Genomic DNA, 18,248 nt, shown 5'->3' on the forward strand with positions numbered 1-18,248 from the left:
CACACGCGCTCCGGCCCCCGGCCCGCCCCTCCCCCACCCCCTCCTCCCCAAATTCCTTGACTCCGCATGGACTTCCCTGTTCCACTGGCTCCATGCGACCTCGGCAACGGCTGGTCACCCGCGACCACATCGACTTCGGTCGAGTGTGGTCCGCGTCCTGTTGCCGCTGACTTCTCGTCCGCGCCCCTCCACCCCCATCGGGACATCCCTGGGGACACCCCTGAGCACCTTCACGAGAAGACGAGGCCGCACCCATGCCTGTCGAGTTCCTCGGCATAGCCGCCACCCACGACGGCTCCGAAGTAAGCCCGCGCTCCGGCGCCTCCTTCGACAAGGACTACACCCTCAAGCTGGCCCGCGCCCACGAGGAGTACGGCTGGGACCGGGTCCTGTTCGCCTACGGCTCCGGCTCCCCCGACCCCTCCCCCGCCGCCGCCTACGTCGCGGCCCGCACCGAGAAGCTCCAGCTCCTGGTGGCCCACCGGCCCAACGTCTCGTACCCGACGTTCGCCGCCAAGACCTTCGCCACCCTGGACCGGATCAGCGACGGCCGGCTCGCGGTGCACTTCATCACCGGCGGCAACGACCACGAGCAGCGCCGCGAGGGCGACACCCTCACCAAGGACGAGCGCTACGACCGCACCCGCGAGTACATCCGGATCGTCAAGAAGGTCTGGACCCGCCACGAGCCCTTCGACCACGAGGGCACCCACTACCGCTTCCACGACTTCGTCTCCGACACCTTCCCCGTCCAGCAGCCGCATCCCCAGGTGTCGTTCGGCGGCTCCTCCCCGGCGGCGTACGCGGCGGGCGGCGCCGAGGCGGACATCTACTGCCTGTGGGGCGAGCCGCTGGCGCAGACCGCCGAGCAGATCGCCTCGGTCAAGGCGGCCGCCGCCGCGGCCGGCCGCACCGACGTGCCCCGGATCCAGGTGGCGTTCCGCCCGATCATCGCGCCCACCGAGGAGCTGGCCTGGGAGAAGGCGCACCGCACCCTGGAGCGGATCCGGGCCCGCAAGGCGGGCGGTGTGCTCAGCCGCCGCCATCCGCTGACGAACCCTCAGAACGCGGGCTCCCAGCGGCTGTTGGCGGTGGCCGCGCAGGGTGAGCGGCACGACCGGGCGCTGTGGACGCCGACCGCCGCGGAGACCGGCGGGGCGGGCAACTCCACGGCTCTGGTCGGCACGCCGGAGACCGTCGCCCAGGCGCTGCTGGACTACTACGACCTGGGCGTGGACATCCTCTCCGCGCGCGGCTACGACCTGCTGGACGACGCCATCGACTTCGGGCGGTACGTCATCCCGCTGGTCCGCGAGGAGGTCGCCAAGCGCGACGCGGAACGGGCCGGCGCCTCGGCGCGCGCCGCGTCGTAGCGGCGGGGCCGGCCGCCGGGCGGGCACCCGGCGGCCGGACTCCCGGTCAGCCCACCGAGGAGTACGCCACGACCCCGCGCAGCACCCCGTCCATCGCCTTGCGCGCCGCTCGGGCCACCGTGCCCTCGGGCGGGGCCGCCGCGGCGATCTGGCCGAGGACGTCCACCAGCTGCTTGCACCAGCGGACGAAGTCGCCGGCCGGCATGTCCGCCTCGCCCAGCACCTCGTCCAGGCCGAAGCCGGAGGCCCAGCGGTAGGCGGCCCAGGCGAAGCCCAGATCCGGCTCGCGCTGGCCGACGCCCTCGGCCTGATTGATCCGGTGCTGCTCCTCCAGGGCGTCCAGCCGGCCCCAGATGTGCACCATCTCGGCGAGCGCGTCCCGGGCCTTGCCGGCCGGCAGCTTGGGCGCCACCGCGTCGTCGGCCTGGCGCGCCTCGTAGACCAGCGCCGAGGCGCAGGCCGCCAGCTCGGCGGGGCTCAAACCCTCCCAGACGCCCTCCCGCAGGCACTCGCTGGCCAGCAGGTCCAGCTCGCCGTAGAGGCGGGCCAGCCGGCGGCCCTCGTCGGTGACGGTGTCGCCTTCGAGGTAGTCCAGCTCGGTCAGCAGCGCGCAGATCCGGTCGAAGGTGCGGGCGATGGTGTTCGTCCGGCCCTCGATGCGGCGCTCCAGCTGGCGGGTGTCCCGCATCAGCCGCTGGTAGCGCTCCGCCCAGCGGGCGTGGTCCTCCCGCTCGTCGCAGCCGTGGCAGGGATGGGCGCGGATGGCCTTGCGCAGCCGGGCGATCTCGCGGTCGTCGGCCGCCTCCGCCCGGGGCCGGCGGTGCCGGTCGGGCACCAGATGGCCGGCCTTGGTGCGCAGCGCGGACGCCAGATCGCGGCGGGACTGCGGGCTGCGGGCGTTGAAGCTGCGCGGGATCCGCATCCGGTCCAGGGCCTCCACCGGCACCGGGAAGTCCATCGACGCCAGCCGCTTGACCTGCCGCTCGGCGGTGAGCACCAGCGGGCGGGGGCCGTCGTGGGCGTCCAGACCGCGGTGGCCGTTGGTCCGGCCCGACGGCATGCCCGGGTCGAGCACCAGCGCCAGCCCGGCGTACTTGCCGGTCGGCACGTGGATGACGTCGCCGGGGCGGAGCTTCTCCAGCGCCGCGGCGGCCGCCACCCGGCGCTGGGCCGCGCCCTGCCGGGCCAGCTCGGTCTCCCGGTCCTTCAGCTCACGCCGCAGCCGGGCGTACTCCTCGAAGTCGCCGAGGTGGCAGACCATCGCCTCGCGGTAGCCGGCCAGGCCCTCTTCGTTGCGCTGCACCTGGCGGGTGATGCCGACCACCGACTTGTCGGCCTGGAACTGCGCGAACGACATCTCCAGCAGCTCGCGCGAGCGGTGCCGCCCGAACTGCGAGACCAGATTGACCGCCATGTTGTACGACGGCTTGAAGGAGGACCGCAGCGGATACGTCCGCGTCCCGGCGAGGCCGGCCAGCGCGGCGGGGTTCATCCCGCGCTGCCACAGCACCACCGCGTGGCCCTCGATGTCGATCCCGCGCCGCCCGGCCCGGCCGGTCAGCTGGGTGTACTCGCCGGGGGTGATGTCGGCGTGCTGCTCGCCGTTCCACTTGACGAGCTTCTCCAGGACGACCGAGCGGGCGGGCATGTTGATGCCCAGCGCCAGCGTCTCGGTGGCGAAGACCGCCTTGACCAGGCCCTTGACGAACAGCTCCTCGACGACCTCCTTGAACGTCGGCAGCATCCCGGCGTGGTGTGCCGCGATGCCCCGCTCCAGGCCCTCCAGCCACTCGAAGTAGCCGAGGACGTGCAGATCGTCGTCGGGGATGCCGGCCGTGCGGGCCTCGACTATCCGGCGGACCTGCTCGCGGGCCTCGGTGTCGTTGAGCCGCAGGCCGGAGTGGAGGCACTGCTGGACGGCGGCCTCGCAGCCGGCCCGGCTGAAGATGAAGGTGATGGCCGGCAGCAGCCCCTCGCTGTCCAGCCGGTCGATCACCTCGGGGCGGCTCGGCGTCCAGATCCGGGCGCGCTGCCGCCGCTCGCGCTCGCGGTCCGCCTCCCGCAGATTGCGGCCGCGGCGCTTGTCCCGGCCGAAGGTGGGGCGGCTGTTCTCCATCCGGGCCAGCCGCTCGAGATCGGGGTTGACCTCGCGGCGGGTGCCGGCGGCGCCGTCCCGCTCCTCGAAGAGGTCGTAGATCCGGCGGCCGGCGAGCACGTGCTGCCACAGCGGGACCGGGCGGTGCTCGGAGACGATCACCTCGGTGTCGCCGCGGACGGTGTCGAGCCAGTCGCCGAACTCCTCGGCGTTGGAGACCGTCGCGGAGAGCGAGACCAGCGTCACCGACTCGGGGAGGTGGATGATCACCTCTTCCCAGACCGCGCCGCGGAAGCGGTCGGAGAGGTAGTGCACCTCGTCCATGACCACATAGCCCAGGCCGGCCAGCGACTGCGAGCCGGCGTAGAGCATGTTGCGCAGCACCTCGGTGGTCATCACGATCACCGGGGCGTCGCCGTTGACGCTGTTGTCGCCGGTCAGCAGGCCGACCTTCTCGGGGCCGTAGCGCGCGACGAGATCCTGGAACTTCTGGTTGGAGAGCGCCTTGATCGGCGTGGTGTAGAAGCATTTGCGGCCCTGCGCCAGGGCCAGGTGGACGGCGAATTCGCCGACGATCGTCTTGCCGGATCCGGTGGGAGCGGCGACCAGCACACCCTTTCCGGCCTCCAGGGCCTGGCACGCCTCGATCTGGTACGGATCCAGCTCGAAGTCGTACAGCTCCCGGAACGGCGCGAGTGCGGTGGCCTGCTCGGCCGCGCGGAGCTTGGCGGCGGCATAGCGCTCAGCAGGGGACATGTCCTCGGTCATCGTGCTTACGAGCCTACCGGCCGCCTCTGACATCGACCGGATCTTTATGGCGGCCCTTTACCCGGCCCGGCGCCGGGGCCGACCGCCCGGGACCCGGCCCAGAGCGCCGGCACCGGCCCCGGACACGGCGGCGGCCCCCGGCGCGTCAGCGCGCGGGGGCCGCGAAGTCCGGTGCGTGGCGGGTCACTTCCCGTGACGCCGCCGCCACTCGCCCCGTCAGGTCACGTCGTCGTACCCGCGGCGCTCGCCGTCCGTCCGCTCCCCGCCGGCCTGCTCCGGCAGCATCCGGCCGGACGCGACCGGCTCGATCTCGCCGATCTCGGCCGGGGTCAGATCGAGTTCGGACGCCTCGTCGTCGGCCAGGTCCCGGTCGGGGTTGGCGAGCCGGCGCCGGCGGTCGTTGAAGAGGCAGATGCCCACCGCGCCGAAGTACAGCAGCACGATCGGGGCGGCCAGCAGGGACATGGTCAGCGGGTCGCCGGTCGGGGTGGCGACCGCCGAGAAGATCGTGATGCCCAGCACCATGAACCGCCACCAGCTCAGCACCCGCTTGCCGGTGAGCACCCCGCCGAGGTTGAGCAGCACCAGCAGCAGCGGCAGCTCGAAGGAGAAGCCGAAGACCAGCACCATGCGCGTGACGACGTCGAGGAAGTCGTCGGCCGGGAAGAGGTTGGCCCAGTTCTCCGGGGTCAGGCCCACCAGCGCCCCGGCGGTGGTGGGCAGGACCGCGTACGCGAGGTAGGCGCCGCCGAGGAAGAGCGGGACGCCGGCGCCCACGAACGTCAGCGCGTACTTCTTCTCGTGCTTGTGGAGACCGGGCGCGAGGAAGGCCCAGAGCTGGTAGAGCCACAGCGGGCTGGCCGCGACCAGGCCGACCGTCAGCGACAGCTTCAGCATGATCGTGAACGGACCCAGCAGGCCGTTCACGGTGATCTCCGCACACGGGTGGGGGTGCCCGCCGGCCGGCGCGCCGTTCTTCGGGCAGCCGACGGCGTCGATGACCGGCCCGGTGATGAAGTGCGCGACGTGGTCGTACTGCCACATCGCGATCGCGGTGACCACGAGGATGGCCAGCACCGATTTCAGCAGCCGGTTGCGCAGCTCACGCAGATGTGCCGCGAGGGGCATCCGCCCCTCGGGGTCCTTCTGCTGCTTGCGGGCAGACTTGAGCAACCCACTTCCTCGTCTCATGCGTCAGCCGCACCGGCGTGGGCCGGTACGGCCGGATCGGCTCGGTCAGCTCTGGTTGGTGCGGTTCGGCTCGGCCACGGGGCGCGAGCTGGCCACGTCACCGGGGGCGGCCTGAATCGTACGGGGCGCCTGCTGGGCCGCGTCGGCGGGCGTCTGCGCCGCGGTGCCGCCCTCGGCCGCCTTCTCCGCCTCGCTCTCCTTCTTCATCGCCTTGGCCTCGCTCTTGAGGATGCGGGCCGACTTGCCGAGCGAACGCGCCATGTCCGGGAGCTTCTTCGCGCCGAACAGCAGAAAGATCACGGCGATGATCAGCAGAATCTCGGGGAGCCTCAGGTTGGCTAGCATGTGCGACTACCTTCTCGCCGGGGCGGCGTCTCCTGTGGTGCCTGCCGATGGGGTCGGACTGGCGTCCTGGTGGTGCCTCGATCGTAACGTTCGGCGGTGAACGTCCGGCAATCCCCGTGCATACCGCGGATTGCCCGCACCGCCGCACCGTCTGAACCGCTTCGCAGCCTACCCGCCGGACGTGCGCGGGAGCAGGCCGCCCGGCGCGTCAGCCGCGCTCGCGGCCGAGGTCGTGCATCCGCGAGGCCAGCGGCACCGCGGCCCGCTCCAGGTCGCTCGCGGCCCGCTGGATCCGCTCGCTGGCCGTGCCGACCTCCCGGGCCAGCCGCCGCACCTGGGCGAAGACGCGGACGGCGAGGACGCCGAGCACGGCGATCCCCAGGAAACCGAGGGCGACAGCGATCATGGGCCACAGCATGCACCGAGCCTATCGGGCCGTCCGGCGGCGGGCGGTCAGCCGGTGTGCAGCCGCAGCGTGCGCACCCCGCCGCCGGTGAGCAGCGCCACGATCCGCTCCCCGGCCGGTTTGCGCACCGCGCGGCCGCAGCCGGGGCAGGTGAAGGCGTAGAAGGTGGTGCGCCGGCTGGCGCCGATGGCCAGCCGGAAGGCGTCCGAGGCCAGCTCGAACCGGCCCCGGCACTCCGGGCAGGCCGCCTTGAAGCGCACCGGCGCGGCTCTGCCCGCCGGCGCGGCCGCCGCGCTCGTCGTCGTCATCCCGTCCGCCTCTCCTCCGGTCCGCGGGTCCGTTCAGCCGCCGTACGCCGCGAGCGCCTGCCGGGCCGCCTCGCGGGCGCTGTCCGCCAGCTCCGGCGGCGAGACGATCCGGCCGTCCCGGCCCAGCCGCAGCGCCAGCCGCCGCAGCGACGCCGGGTCGGGGGTGCGCAGGGTGATCCGCAGCCCGCCGCCGGGCAGCTCCTCGGCGCTGTCGTGCGGGTAGTACTCGGCGACCCAGCGGCCGCCGGGCCCCACCTCGATGGCGACCTCGGGGTCCTCGGCGGAGGGCTGCACCAGCCCCTCGGAGAGGTCCCGCAGCTCGACCGGCGGCGGGTCGGCGGGCGCGTCCAGCAGCCGGATCTCGGCGACCCGGTCGAGCCGGAAGGTGCGCCGGGCCTCGGAGAGCCGGCACCACGCCTCCATGTACGTGTGGCCGACCGCGAACAGCCGGATCGGGTCCACCTCGCGCTCGGTCAGCTCGTCGCGGGCCGGGGAGTAGTAGCGCAGCCACAGCCGGCGCCGCTCGGCGATGGCGCGGTCCACGTCGGCGAAGACGCCGCCCTCGGACTCGAAGGTCACCGACAGCCGGGAGCTGGCCCCGGCCGCCTCGCCGGCCGCCGCCTCCAGCTTGGCGGTGGCCCGCAGCAGCGCCTGCCGGTCGCCCTCGCGCAGCCCCGGCAGGGTGGCCACCGCGCGGGCCGCGACCAGCAGCGCGGTGGCCTCGTCGGCGGCCAGCCGCAGCGGTTCGGCGACGTCGTCGGGGTTGTGCCACCAGATGCGGTCGCCGTCGGTGTCGATGTCCATCAGGTCGCCGCCGCGGAAGCTCGTCCCGCACATCGGCAGCACGTCGAGGTCGGCGATCAGCTCGTCCTCGGTGATGCCGAAGGCGCGCGCCACATCGCTGACCCGGGCGCCGGGGCGCTCGCGCAGATAGGTCACCAGCGACAGCATCCGGCGGGTCTGGTCGATCGCGTTCGCAGCCATGGTCCGTCCCCCTCTCAGCCCTTGGCCACCGCGCGCAGCCGGTCGATGACCCCGTCGCGCAGCTCCGCCGGTTCCAGTACGACCACGTCCGGCCCGAACTCCACCAGCCAGGCGTCGAGCCCGTGCCCGTTGGGGATCTCCAACTCGTCCCAGCCGCCGTCCAGTTCCCGGACGGACAGCGCGCGGGCGCGCAGCGGATAGCCGTGCCCGGCGCGGAGCCGGATCCGGGCGGTGCCGGTGGCGGTCTCGCCCGCCCAGCGCTCGACGGTCTCGCGGACGGTGACGTGGTCGGGCACCGGCGCGGTGAACTTCCCCTGCCGGGAGCGGACCCGGCCGGTGATGCGGGAGAGCCGGAAGACCCGCTCGGCGCCGCGGTCGCGGTCCCAGCCGGCGACGTACCAGTGGCCGCGCCAGCACTCCAGGATCCACGGCTCGATGTGCCGCTGCTCGGGGCGGGCGGCGTTGGACTTGCGGTAGTCGAAGACGACCGGGCGGCGGTCGCGGCAGGCCAGCATCAGCGGTTCGAAGGCCGCCTCGTGGGTGGGGATGCGGGGCTCCAGCGCGCTGTGCGGCTGCCCGGCGTCCAGGTCGGCCTCGGCGCCGGCCAGCGGCATCCCGGCCGCGCGCAGCTTCTGGAGCGCGCCGCTGGCGGCGCCGGCCAGCCGGGCCTGCTGCCAGACCTTGGCGGCCAGGCCGAGGGCGGCGGCCTCCTCGGCGTCCAGGGTGATCGCAGGGAGGCGGTTGCTGTCGCGGCGGGCGAGGTAGCCGGTCTCGCCGTCGATGCCGTCGACGGTCTCGATGACCAGGCCCAGCTCGCGCAGGTCGTCCTTGTCCCGCTCGAACATGCGGTTGAAGGCGTCGTCGGGGCCGGCCGGGGCGCCCGGGCCGAACGCCTCGCGGTACGCCTCGATCGAGGACCGCAGCTCGTGCTTGGTCAGCGGGCGTCGCGTCCCCAGCAGGCACAGCGCCAGATTCATCAGCCGCTCGGCCTTGGCAATCGCCATCGGCGCCCTCTCTCCTCAAGTCCCAACGGGTGACCGTACCGCCCGGTGCCCGTCCGGCAAAAGCGGGAGGGCCCGCACCGGCCGGCGCGGGCCCTCCGGGGGCGTCGTCGCTGGTCTCAGACGGCGACCAGGTCGCAGACGAAGATCAGGGTCTCGTTGGGGGCGATGGTGCCGCCGCCCGCGCCGCGCTCGCCGTAGGCAAGGTGCGGCGGGATGGTCAGCCGGCGCCGGCCGCCCACCTTCATGCCCGCGACGCCCTTGTCCCAGCCCGGGATGACCTGGCCGGCACCCAGCTGGAACTGGAGCGGCTTGCCGCGGTTCCAGCTCGCGTCGAACTCCTCGCCGGTGCTGAAGGAGACGCCGACGTAGTGCACGGAGACCATGTCCCCGGCCTTGGCGACCGGCCCGTCACCCTCCCAGAGGTCCACGATCTCCAGGTCGGTGGGGACCGGGCCTTCGGGGAAGTCGATTTCGGGCTTGTCGATGCTCACGAATGTGCTCCTACTTGCGGATCTTTTCGATGACCGGGTCAGTCTCGCAGATCCCGCGGTCCGGCCGGTCAGACCGTCCCGACGATGTCGACCACGAAGACCAGCGTGTTCTTGGCCAGCGCGTGCTGCGGGCTGGCGGCGTAGCCCAGCTTCGGCGGGATCACGATCTCCACCCGGTCGCCGACGTGCTTGCCGACCAGGGCCTGGTCCCAGCCCTGGACGACCTGCCCGGTGCCGATCTGGAACGCGGTCGCGCCCCCGTGGTCCCAGGACGAGTCGAACTTCTTGCCGTCCTCCCACTTCACACCGGTGTACTGGGCGATCAGCCCGTCGCCGGCCTTGACCTCCGGGCCCTTGCCCTTGATCAGCACCTGCTGCTTGAGGTCGGTGGGCGCCTTCTCGCCCTTGGGGACGGTGATCTGCGCGGCCTTGTCACCCTCCGCCTTGACCTCCGGCATACCGTCCTCCGGCGCCGCCTGGTCGCCCTCGGCCTTGGCCTTCTTGTCCACCTTCTTGGCGCCGACCACGTCGACGACCCACACCAGGCCGTCCTCCGGCTTGACGCCCGACTGCGGGTTCAGGCCCTCGCCGATCAGCGCCTTGGCGGTGCCCTCGACCTCGTAGCGGCTGCCGACCTTCTGGCCGGCCGCGGCGGTCAGCACCTTCGGCGGCAGCATCTGCTGCGTCATCTCGTCGGTGACCTCGGTGACGACCTGGGTACGGGCCGCGCCCGGCTTGGCGCCCGGCTGCGGCGTCCAGCTGCTGCCGAGGTCCTGGCCCTTCATGGTCTGCGCGGAGAAGTCCAGCCGGACCAGGTCCCCCTTGCTGACGGTCGCGCCCTTGCCCTCGATCAGGGTCTTGGTGACGGCCTTGTCGGCCGGCTTGGCGTCCTTGGGCACGGAGATCGTGGGCTTGGCGCCGGCACTGCCCGTCACCTTGACCACCGCCGCGCCGGAGCCGGAGCCGTCGTCGTTCCCGCACGCGGCGGCGAGGAGCAGCACGGGCACCGCCAGCGCGGCGGCGGCGGCGCGGCGGGTGTGCGTGGCGAACGGGCGGGGGGAGCGCCCCGCGGGAGAATTCAGCATCTGTCCAACCGGGATCGTGGGGTCGATGGGCACAATGCCCGCCACTCTACGACCTGTCGCTGTGGCCGCTTCGGCTTAACACAGGGCCCCGCGGCGGCACGGCGATGCGCCGGGAGCATTCACCCTCCCGGCGCACCGCCGCGTTGTCCGCCGCCGCCGTCTCCGGCCGGCCGCGGGCCGTCACATTCCGGCGATCAGCTTCTCCACCCGGTCGTCGACCGAACGGAACGGGTCCTTGCACAGGACCGTCCGCTGGGCCTGGTCATTGAGCTTGAGGTGCACCCAGTCCACGGTGAAATCGCGGCGCTGCTCCTGGGCGCGGCGGATGAAGTCGCCGCGCAGCCGCGCGCGGGTGGTCTGCGGCGGGACGGACTTGCCCTCGAAGATCTTCACATCGTTGCAGATCCGTTTCGCCTGCCCCTTGCGTTCGAGGAGGTAGTACAGCCCGCGGCGCCGGTGGATGTCGTGGTACGCGAGGTCTATCTGGGCCACCCGGGGGTGGGACATGCTGATGTTGTGCTTGGTGCGGTACCGCTCGATGAGCTGATGCTTCATCACCCAGTCGATTTCGGTGGCGATGCGGTCCAGCTCCTGGTCGCGGACGGCTTCGAGGGTGCGGCCCCACAGCTCCAGGACCCGTTCGACCAGACCCGTGCGGATACCGCGGCGGTCGCAGAAGTCCACGGCCTTCTCGTAGTACTCCTGCTGCACCTCCAGGGCGGACGCCTCGCGCCCGCTGGCCAGCCGCACCTTGCGCTGGCCGGTGGTGTCGTGGCTCACCTCGCGGATCGCGCGGATGGGGTTCTCCAGCGTCAGATCGCGCATGACGGTGCCCGCCTCGATCATCCGCAGCACCAGGTCGGTGGCCCCGACCTTCAGCATCATCGTGGTCTCCGACATGTTGGAGTCGCCGACGATGACGTGGAGCCGGCGGTAGCGCTCGGCGTCCGCGTGCGGTTCGTCCCGGGTGTTGATGATCGGGCGGGAGCGGGTGGTCGCCGAGGAGACGCCCTCCCAGATGTGCTCGGCGCGCTGGCTGACGCAGTAGACCGCGCCGCGCGGCGTCTGGAGCACCTTGCCGGCGCCGCACAGCAGCTGCCGGGTGACCAGGAACGGAATGAGGATGTCCGCGAGCCGGGAGAACTCGCCGTGCCGGGCCACGAGATAGTTCTCGTGGCAGCCGTAGGAGTTTCCCGCCGAATCGGTGTTGTTCTTGAAGAGATAGACGTCGCCCGCGATTCCCTCCTCGTGCAGGCGGCGTTCGGCGTCGACGAGCAGACCTTCGAGAATGCGCTCGCCGGCCTTGTCGTGGGTGACCAGCTCGGTCACGTTGTCGCACTCGGGAGTTGCGTATTCCGGGTGCGAGCCCACGTCCAAGTACAGGCGGGCGCCGTTCCGCAGGAAGACGTTGCTGCTGCGGCCCCATGACACGACACGGCGGAAGAGGTAGCGCGCCACTTCGTCAGGCGACAGTCGGCGCTGTCCCCTGAACGTGCACGTGACGCCGTACTCGTTCTCCAGCCCGAAAATGCGGCGGTCCATGACTGAACATTACGCCTGACGGCCTGCTCTGAAACCGGGTTCGACGGCACCGTTCCGATCATTTTCCGCCCGGACCGGCGCGTCGGCGCAGGACACGGCGGATGGGACCGGATCCCCGAGGAATCGCTTCGTCGACAAAAGGACCAGCAGCGCGACGATTCCGGAGGCGCCCGCGACGGCGAATCCGGCGCCCGGGCCGCCGCGCTCCAGCACCGGCCCGGCCACCGAGGCGCCCGCCGCCGAGCCGACCCCGAACGTGGTCACCAGCCAGGAGAACGCCTCGGTCACCGTCCCCGTGGGCGCGTGCCGGTCCACCACCACGAACGCGCAGGCCAGCGACGGCGCCAGGAACACCCCGGACAGCCCCGCCAGCGCCGTCATCCCGGCCACCCCGGGCGCCAGGGCCAGCGGCAGGTAGCCCAGCGCCAGCAGCGCCACCAGCAGCCGCAGCCTCCCCTCCGGGCGGCCCGGCCACTGCCGGGCCCCGTAGACCAGCCCGCCGGCCAGCGCGCCCGCGCCGAGCGCGGAGAGCAGATAGCTGGAGACCATCCCGCCGCCGTGCCGGTCGGCGTACGCGACCGCGGCCACCGCGATCGACCCCAGCGCCAGCCCGACGAAGAAGAACGCGCCGATCAGCACCAGCATCCCGGCCGAGCGCAGCGCGCCCAGCCAGTGCGCCTCGCGGGGCGCGCTGCGCCACTGCCGGGACGGCGCGGAGACCACGACGGAGAGCGCGCCGAGCACCCCGATGGCGTTGATCACCAGCAGCGCCGCACCGGCCGACCACAGCTCCACGCAGAGGGTGACCAGCAACGGGCCGAGGGCGAACAGGATTTCCTGCGCCACCGCGTCCAGCGCGTACGCGGCGTGCACCCGGTCGGCCCGCTGGAGCACCCCCGGCCACAGCGCCCGCAGCCCGCCTTCCAGCGGCGGGGTGAAGAAGCCGGCGAGCACCATGGCCGCGCAGGCGGGCCACAGCGGCCGCACCCCGACGGCGGCCAGCAGCGCCATGCCGAGCGCGGAGAGCACCGAGGCGGGCAGCATCACCCGGGGCTGGCCGTAGAGGTCCACGGCCCGGCCGAGCAGCGGCTGGCCGAGGGCGTTGCAGACCGCGTAGACCGCGGAGAGCGCGCCGGCCAGCGCGTAGCTGCCGCCCTGGGCCCGGACGAAGAGCACCACGGCGAGCGCCGCGGTGGCGTTCGGCAGCCGCCCGACCAGGGTCCCGGCCAGCAGCCGGGCGGCATACCGGGTGGAGAGCAATTCCGCATATCCCGCGGCCACGCCTGCCCCTTTCCGTCCGGATCCACGCCGGACGTGTTACGTATAACGTCTGGGGTCATACGTACCATGGCGGCAGCCGCGGGTCCACCCCGCGGACCGTGCGCAAGGAGAGACGCCCCCGGTGACCAGCCATGAGGCCACGACGCCCGCCCGCGCCACCAGCCGCGATGTCGCCCGCGCCGCCGGCGTCTCGCAGGCCGCGGTCTCGCTGGTCCTGGGCGGCAAATGGCGCGGCCGGGTCTCCCCCGCCAAGGCCGAGGCGGTCCGGACCGCCGCCCGCGAGCTGGGCTACCGCCCCAATCTCGCCGCGCGCAGCCTGCGCACCGGCCGCACCCGCACCGCACTGCTCGTGGTGCCCGCGCTGACCAGCGAGTTCTTCGCCCGGGTGTACACCGGCGCGACGCGGATCGCCGCCGACCACGACTTCGGCGTGGTCCTCTACCCCTCCCCCGAGGGCACCGGCCCGGCCCGCGACCCGTTCGCCTCCGCCTCCGCGGCGCTGGACGGCGTCATCGCCTCCTCGATGGCGGCCGGCGCGCTCACCGCGCTGCGCGCCGCCGGACTGCCGCTGGTGATGCTGGACAGCGACCCCGGCGACCCCACCGCCTCGGCCGCCGTCAACCTCGACATCGCCGACGGCGTACGGCAGTTGGCGGCCCATCTCACCGGCCTCGGCCACCGCCGGATCGCCCACCTCGCGGCCGATGTCGACTCCTGGACGTTCGCCGTCCGGGCCCGGGCGCTGCGCGCGGCGCTGGCCGGCGTGCCCGGCGCCGAACTGCGCCGCCACCCCGCCGCGCTGAGCGTCGAGGCCGGGCTGCGCGCCGCGCACACCGCGCTGACCGCGCCCGGCCCGCGCCCCACCGCGCTGCTCTGCGACGACGACCTCGTGGCCGCCGGGGCGTGCAAGGCGGTCCGCCGCCTGGGCCTGCGGATCCCCGAGGACGTCTCGGTCACCGGCTTCGACGACCTGGCCCTGGCGGTCGCGGTCGAGCCGGAGCTGACGACCGTACGGCTGCCGGCCGAGGAGTTCGGCGCGGCCGGGATGCGGGCGCTGCTGGCCGTCCTGGACGGCACCCCGGCCGACGCCCCGACGCTCCCCGTCACGCTCGTCCCGCGCGGCTCCACGGCCCCGCCGCCGGACCCCAACGCCGCGCGCCCCGGCGGGCGTTGACCCACCGGGGCGCGCGGTCCGGGCGGCCGGCCCGGAAGCGGTGTACGGCGCCGCGCGGCGCTCAGTCCTCGGCGCCGGGGCTCTCCGGGCCCGCGTCGGCGTCCTTGCCGGAACCCTTCGCCGAGTCCTTCCCACCGGCCTTGCCGGTCTCCTCGCCGCTCGCGGACGCGCCGCCCGAGGACTCCCCCGCGCCCTCCCCGGACTCGCCGTCCGCCTTTCCGTCAGCGGCCCGCTCATCCAGCAGCCGGGACAGCTGCCGCCCCAGGATCCGCTTGAACTTCCGCTTCTGCGGCCGCGTCCGGTCCAGCACCGCGACCTCGAGGTGCTCGGCGGTCAGCGTGCGCTCGCCGCCGTTGGTGTCCCGGGAGAGCGACTCCACCGCCAGCCGCAGCGCCTCGGCCAGCGTCATACCGTCCCGGTGGCGCTGGTCCAGATAGCTGCTGATCTGGTCGGCGTTGCCGCCCACCGCGACCGAGCCGTGCTCGTCCACGATGGAGCCGTCGTGCGGCAGCCGGTAGATCTGGTCGTCCTCGGGGCCGGTGCCCACCTCGGCGACGATCAGCTCGACCTCGTAGGGCTTCTCGGCCGCGCTGGAGAAGATGGTGCCGAGCGTCTGGGCGTAGACGTTGGCCAGCCCGCGGGCGGTCACGTCCTCGCGGTCGTAGGTGTAGCCGCGCAGATCGGCGTAGCGCACGCCGCCGATGCGCAGATTCTCGAACTCGTTGTACTTGCCGACCGCCGCGAAGGCGATCCGGTCGTAGATCTCGCTGACCTTGTGCAGGGCGCGGGAGGGATTCTCGGCGACGAAGAGCACGCCGTCGGTGTATTGCAGCACCACGACGCTGCGGCCGCGCGCGATGCCCTTGCGGGCGTACTCGGCGCGGTCGGCCATGGCCTGCTGGGGTGAGACATAGAACGGCGTCGACACCGGCTATCCGTCCCTTCCTGTCAAAAGCTCTCTCGCTGTCGGGGGGCGCACCGCGGAACTTCCGTCCCGTCAGAGCAGCGCGGCGCGCGGGCCGTCGGGCTGGTCGAGGCGGCGCTCGTGCACGGCGCGGGCGATCTCGGAGACCTCGGCCTCGGTCAGCTTCCGGAAGCCCTCTTCGGTGATCACCGTGACGATGGGGTAGATCCGCCGCGCCATGTCCGGGCCGCCGGTCGCCGAGTCGTCGTCGGCGGCGTCGTAGAGCGCCTGGACGACGGCGGTGGCGGCCTGATGCTCCGTGAAGTCCTCCCGGAAGAGCTTCTTCAGGGCGCTGCGCGCGAAGACCGAGCCGGAGCCGGTGGCCGCGAAGCCGTGCTCCTCCGACCGGCCGCCGGTGACGTCGTACGAGAAGATCCGGCCCTTCTCGCGGTCGACGTCGTAGCCGGCGAAGAGCGGGACCACGGCGAGGCCCTGCATGGCCATGCCGAGGTTGCCGCGGATCATCGTGGAGAGGCGGTTCGCCTTGCCCTCCAGGGAGAGTTGGGCCCCCTCGACCTTCTCGAAGTGCTCCAGCTCCAGCTGGAACAGCTTGACCATCTCCACCGCGAGGCCGGCGGTGCCCGCGATGCCCACCGCGGAGTACTCGTCGGCCGGGAAGACCTTCTCGATGTCGCGCTGGGCGATGACGTTGCCCATCGTGGCCCGGCGGTCGCCGGCGAGCACCACACCGCCGGGGAAGGAGGCCGCCACGATGGTGGTGCCGTGCGGCGCCTCGATGGCCCCCTGCACCGGCGGCAGCGGGCGGTTGCCCGGCAGCAGCTCGGGCGCGTGCGACCCGAGGAAATCCATGAACGACGAGGAGCCAGGCGTCAGGAAGGCAGCTGGCAGACGCCCGGTGCTTCGAGTGTTGGCTTCCACACGTTTCCTTCCGGATACTCGGCCGCCCGCCCGATTGAGGTCGTCCGGCCGATCCTTGAATTGGCCCAGGGCTGCGGCGCAGCCGGAGCGGAGTACGCCTCGGACCCTACCCGCCCCGGAGGCGTGATCCACATGCCGGGACCCGGCAGCGCGCACCGGCGTGCGGCCGGGCGCCGGGGCGCGGCGCACCGGCCGGGCGCGGGCGTGCGGAACTCCGCTGCGGACCGCACCCCGCGCCCGGCCGGCCGGCGTCAGGCAGACGCCCCCTGCGCGCTTACTGCCCGCCCTTTTGGACAAAGGACCGGACGAAATCCTCGGCGTTCTCCTCAAGGACGTCGTCGATTTCGTCCAGGACGGAATCCACGTCGTCGGACAGCTTCTCCTGCCGCTCCTTGAGGTCCTCCGAGACCTGCGCGTCCTGTGCCTGCTCCTCGACCTCTTCGGTGGACCGGGTGGCCCGCTGCTGTCCGCCGCCGCTGTCCTTGGTCGCCATATCCCTCACCCCGCTCGGTTTGCCCCGCTCGATGTGACCTTGCTCGATGTGACCTTCAAGATCCGACCCTACAAGCAGGGTCCGACATCGGCCCCGCACTTCCTGTAACGCCCGGGAGTCACCTCGATGATTCCCGCGGCGGGCCCGTTTCAGCCGTCCGCCGGCCGCCGATCATGGCGGATCCGGCGGGCGCCTGCCCTCCCTCACCGCCCGGACAGCGTCCTGACCAGCTCTTCCGCCGTACGGCAGCGGTCCAGCAGCTCCTTGACGTGCTTCCGGGTCCCGCGCAGTGGCTCCAGCGTGGGCACCCGTTGCAGAGAGTCACGGCCCGGGAGGTCGAAGATGACCGAGTCCCAGGAGGCGGCGGCCACGTCGTCGGCGTACTGCTCCAGGCAGCGGCCGCGGAAGTAGGCCCTGGTGTCCTCCGGGGGCTTCAGCTCGGCCTCCTCCACCGCCGCCTCGTCCAGCAGCCGCTTCATCTTGCCGCGGGCCACCAGGCGGTTGTACAGGCCCTTCTCGGGGCGTACGTCGGCGTACTGGAGGTCGATGAGGTGCAGCCGGGCGGCGTCCCAGTCCAGGCCGTCCCGGCGGCGGTAGCCCTCCATCAGCTCGCGCTTGGCGACCCAGTCCAGCTCGCCGGACAGGCTCATCGGATCGTTCTCCAGCCGCCCGAGCACGTCCTCCCAGCGGGTGAGCACGTCCCGGGTCTGCTCGTCCGCGTCCGCGCCGTAGCGGTCCTCCACGTACTTCCGGGCCAGCTCGAAATACTCCATCTGGAGCTGGACCGCGGTCAGTGTCCGGCCGCTGCGGAGCGTGATCAGATGCTGGAGCGATGGGTCGTGGGAGACCTGGTGGAGGGTGCGGACGGGCTGGTCGACGGCGAGGTCGACGGCGATGAAACCGTCCTCGATCATCGACAGCACCAGCGCGGTGGTGCCCAGCTTGAGGTACGTCGAGAGCTCGGAGAGGTTGGCGTCGCCGATGATCACATGGAGCCGGCGGTACTTTTCGGCGTCCGCGTGCGGTTCGTCGCGGGTGTTGATGATGGGCCGTTTGAGCGTCGTCTCCAGGCCGACCTCCACCTCGAAGTAGTCGGCGCGCTGGCTGAGCTGGAAGCCGTGCTCGTTGCCGTCCTGGCCGATGCCGACCCGTCCGGCGCCGGTGACCACCTGCCGGGAGACGAAGAACGGCGTCAGATGGCGCACGATGTCCGAGAACGGGGTCTCCCGCTTCATCAGGTAGTTCTCGTGCGTCCCGTAGGAGGCGCCCTTGTTGTCGGTGTTGTTCTTGTAGAGGTGGATCGGCTGGGCGCCGGGGACCTGGGCCGCGCGCTCGGCGGCCTCGGCCATGATCCGCTCGCCGGCCTTGTCCCAGAGGACGGCGTCCCGCGGATTGGTGACCTCCGGGGCGCTGTACTCGGGGTGCGCGTGGTCGACGTAGAGCCTGGCGCCGTTGGTGAGGATGACATTGGCCAGGCCGATGTCCTCGTCCGTGAGCTGGCTGGAGTCGGCGGCCTCGCGGGCGAGGTCGAAGCCGCGGGCGTCCCGCAGCGGATTCTCCTCCTCGAAGTCCCAGCGGGCACGTCGTGCCCGGTGCATCGCGGCCGCGTAGGCGTTGACGACCTGGGACGAGGTGAGCATGGCATTGGCGTTCGGGTGGCCGGGGACGGAGATGCCGTACTCCGTCTCGATTCCCATTACTCGCCGTACGGTCATGCGGCCCTCCTTGCCCGGCGGCGCCCCCGGATGGGGCAGGCGCTCGAAAACCGCTGCGCTTCCGGTCCGTGTGCGTTCCCCGCGTCCGCACAGCGAGACGCAGCGGTACCGAAGAGCCTAGAACGCCTTTGCGGCGCTGGGGAGATCATT

General features: G+C 72.5%; 17 protein-coding genes. 2 read left to right on the forward strand and 15 right to left on the reverse strand.

Going from position 1 to position 18,248, the window contains the following annotated elements:
* Positions 1-254 precede the first annotated feature (254 nt).
* Positions 255-1,373, forward strand: coding sequence for an LLM class flavin-dependent oxidoreductase (locus ADL22_RS08755; RefSeq protein WP_066975457.1), 1,119 nt, complete (start codon positions 255-257; stop codon positions 1,371-1,373).
* Between the two features lie 46 nt (positions 1,374-1,419).
* Here ADL22_RS08755 and ADL22_RS08760 read toward each other — a convergent pair whose 3' ends face one another.
* The 11 genes from ADL22_RS08760 to ADL22_RS08810 all read right to left on the reverse strand — a co-directional run bounded on the left by ADL22_RS08760 (position 1,420) and on the right by ADL22_RS08810 (position 12,873).
* Entirely contained in the window at positions 1,420-4,236 is a 2,817-nt protein-coding gene (locus ADL22_RS08760) for a DEAD/DEAH box helicase (protein WP_066975459.1), read from the reverse strand.
* Positions 4,237-4,452: 216 nt separating this feature from the next.
* A complete protein-coding gene (tatC, locus tag ADL22_RS08765; RefSeq protein WP_066975461.1) occupies positions 4,453-5,409 on the reverse strand; it encodes a twin-arginine translocase subunit TatC in 957 nt (318 codons plus the stop codon).
* 63 nt (positions 5,410-5,472) lie between these two features.
* A complete protein-coding gene (tatA, locus tag ADL22_RS08770; protein WP_066975462.1) occupies positions 5,473-5,772 on the reverse strand; it encodes a Sec-independent protein translocase subunit TatA in 300 nt (99 codons plus the stop codon).
* 208 nt (positions 5,773-5,980) lie between these two features.
* Entirely contained in the window at positions 5,981-6,190 is a 210-nt protein-coding gene (locus tag ADL22_RS08775; protein WP_066975464.1) for a hypothetical protein, read from the reverse strand.
* Positions 6,191-6,225: 35 nt separating this feature from the next.
* Complete coding sequence (locus ADL22_RS08780) at positions 6,226-6,486, reverse strand: hypothetical protein (protein WP_066975467.1); 261 nt, start codon at positions 6,484-6,486, stop codon at positions 6,226-6,228.
* Between the two features lie 33 nt (positions 6,487-6,519).
* A complete protein-coding gene (locus ADL22_RS08785) occupies positions 6,520-7,470 on the reverse strand; it encodes a helix-turn-helix transcriptional regulator (RefSeq protein ID WP_066975469.1) in 951 nt (316 codons plus the stop codon).
* Positions 7,471-7,484: 14 nt separating this feature from the next.
* On the reverse strand, positions 7,485-8,474 hold the full coding sequence (locus ADL22_RS08790) for a helix-turn-helix transcriptional regulator (protein WP_066975471.1): 990 nt from the start codon (positions 8,472-8,474) through the stop codon (positions 7,485-7,487).
* A gap of 116 nt (positions 8,475-8,590) precedes the next feature.
* Positions 8,591-8,965, reverse strand: coding sequence for an FKBP-type peptidyl-prolyl cis-trans isomerase (locus tag ADL22_RS08795; protein WP_066975473.1), 375 nt, complete (start codon positions 8,963-8,965; stop codon positions 8,591-8,593).
* Positions 8,966-9,033: 68 nt separating this feature from the next.
* Positions 9,034-10,050, reverse strand: a complete 1,017-nt coding sequence (locus ADL22_RS08800) for an FKBP-type peptidyl-prolyl cis-trans isomerase (RefSeq protein WP_079063957.1) — start codon at positions 10,048-10,050, stop codon at positions 9,034-9,036.
* A 180-nt stretch (positions 10,051-10,230) separates the two neighbouring features.
* Entirely contained in the window at positions 10,231-11,592 is a 1,362-nt protein-coding gene (pafA, locus tag ADL22_RS08805) for a Pup--protein ligase (protein ID WP_066975475.1), read from the reverse strand.
* 9 nt (positions 11,593-11,601) lie between these two features.
* Positions 11,602-12,873 (reverse strand): MFS transporter, encoded by a 1,272-nt coding sequence (locus ADL22_RS08810; protein WP_066975477.1) that lies wholly within the window; start codon positions 12,871-12,873, stop codon positions 11,602-11,604.
* Positions 12,874-12,994: 121 nt separating this feature from the next.
* Between ADL22_RS08810 and ADL22_RS08815 the strand changes: the two genes are divergently transcribed.
* Positions 12,995-14,047, forward strand: a complete 1,053-nt coding sequence (locus ADL22_RS08815) for a LacI family DNA-binding transcriptional regulator (RefSeq protein ID WP_066975479.1) — start codon at positions 12,995-12,997, stop codon at positions 14,045-14,047.
* A gap of 61 nt (positions 14,048-14,108) precedes the next feature.
* Here ADL22_RS08815 and prcA read toward each other — a convergent pair whose 3' ends face one another.
* The 4 genes from prcA to dop form a co-directional block, all read right to left on the reverse strand.
* Positions 14,109-14,975, reverse strand: a complete 867-nt coding sequence (gene prcA, locus ADL22_RS08820; RefSeq protein WP_066975481.1) for a proteasome subunit alpha — start codon at positions 14,973-14,975, stop codon at positions 14,109-14,111.
* Between the two features lie 69 nt (positions 14,976-15,044).
* Positions 15,045-15,890, reverse strand: a complete 846-nt coding sequence (gene prcB, locus ADL22_RS08825; RefSeq protein WP_066975483.1) for a proteasome subunit beta — start codon at positions 15,888-15,890, stop codon at positions 15,045-15,047.
* Between the two features lie 274 nt (positions 15,891-16,164).
* The gene (locus ADL22_RS08830; protein ID WP_066975554.1) at positions 16,165-16,383 is read right to left on the reverse strand and encodes a ubiquitin-like protein Pup; all 219 of its coding nucleotides are present in this window, start codon (positions 16,381-16,383) and stop codon (positions 16,165-16,167) included.
* Positions 16,384-16,586: 203 nt separating this feature from the next.
* Positions 16,587-18,098, reverse strand: coding sequence for a depupylase/deamidase Dop (gene dop, locus ADL22_RS08835; protein ID WP_079063958.1), 1,512 nt, complete (start codon positions 18,096-18,098; stop codon positions 16,587-16,589).
* Positions 18,099-18,248: the final 150 nt, after the last annotated feature.

Source organism: Streptomyces sp. NRRL F-4489, assembly GCF_001509485.1.
In the GTDB taxonomy this organism is placed as follows: Bacteria; Actinomycetota; Actinomycetes; order Streptomycetales; family Streptomycetaceae; genus Streptomyces.

Bases quoted from the DNA above. Each gene is read 5' to 3' on its own strand.
- dop (WP_079063958.1), bottom strand. From the start codon at position 18,098: ATGACCGTACGGCGAGTAATGGGAATCGAGACGGAGTACGGCATCTCC.
- ADL22_RS08760 (WP_066975459.1), bottom strand. From the start codon at position 4,236: ATGACCGAGGACATGTCCCCTGCTGAGCGCTATGCCGCCGCCAAGCTC.
- ADL22_RS08800 (WP_079063957.1), bottom strand. From the start codon at position 10,050: ATGCTGAATTCTCCCGCGGGGCGCTCCCCCCGCCCGTTCGCCACGCAC.
- ADL22_RS08790 (WP_066975471.1), bottom strand. From the start codon at position 8,474: ATGGCGATTGCCAAGGCCGAGCGGCTGATGAATCTGGCGCTGTGCCTG.
- ADL22_RS08830 (WP_066975554.1), bottom strand. From the start codon at position 16,383: ATGGCGACCAAGGACAGCGGCGGCGGACAGCAGCGGGCCACCCGGTCC.
- pafA (WP_066975475.1), bottom strand. From the start codon at position 11,592: ATGGACCGCCGCATTTTCGGGCTGGAGAACGAGTACGGCGTCACGTGC.
- ADL22_RS08755 (WP_066975457.1), top strand. From the start codon at position 255: ATGCCTGTCGAGTTCCTCGGCATAGCCGCCACCCACGACGGCTCCGAA.
- ADL22_RS08780 (WP_066975467.1), bottom strand. From the start codon at position 6,486: ATGACGACGACGAGCGCGGCGGCCGCGCCGGCGGGCAGAGCCGCGCCG.
- ADL22_RS08785 (WP_066975469.1), bottom strand. From the start codon at position 7,470: ATGGCTGCGAACGCGATCGACCAGACCCGCCGGATGCTGTCGCTGGTG.
- tatA (WP_066975462.1), bottom strand. From the start codon at position 5,772: ATGCTAGCCAACCTGAGGCTCCCCGAGATTCTGCTGATCATCGCCGTG.
- ADL22_RS08775 (WP_066975464.1), bottom strand. From the start codon at position 6,190: ATGCTGTGGCCCATGATCGCTGTCGCCCTCGGTTTCCTGGGGATCGCC.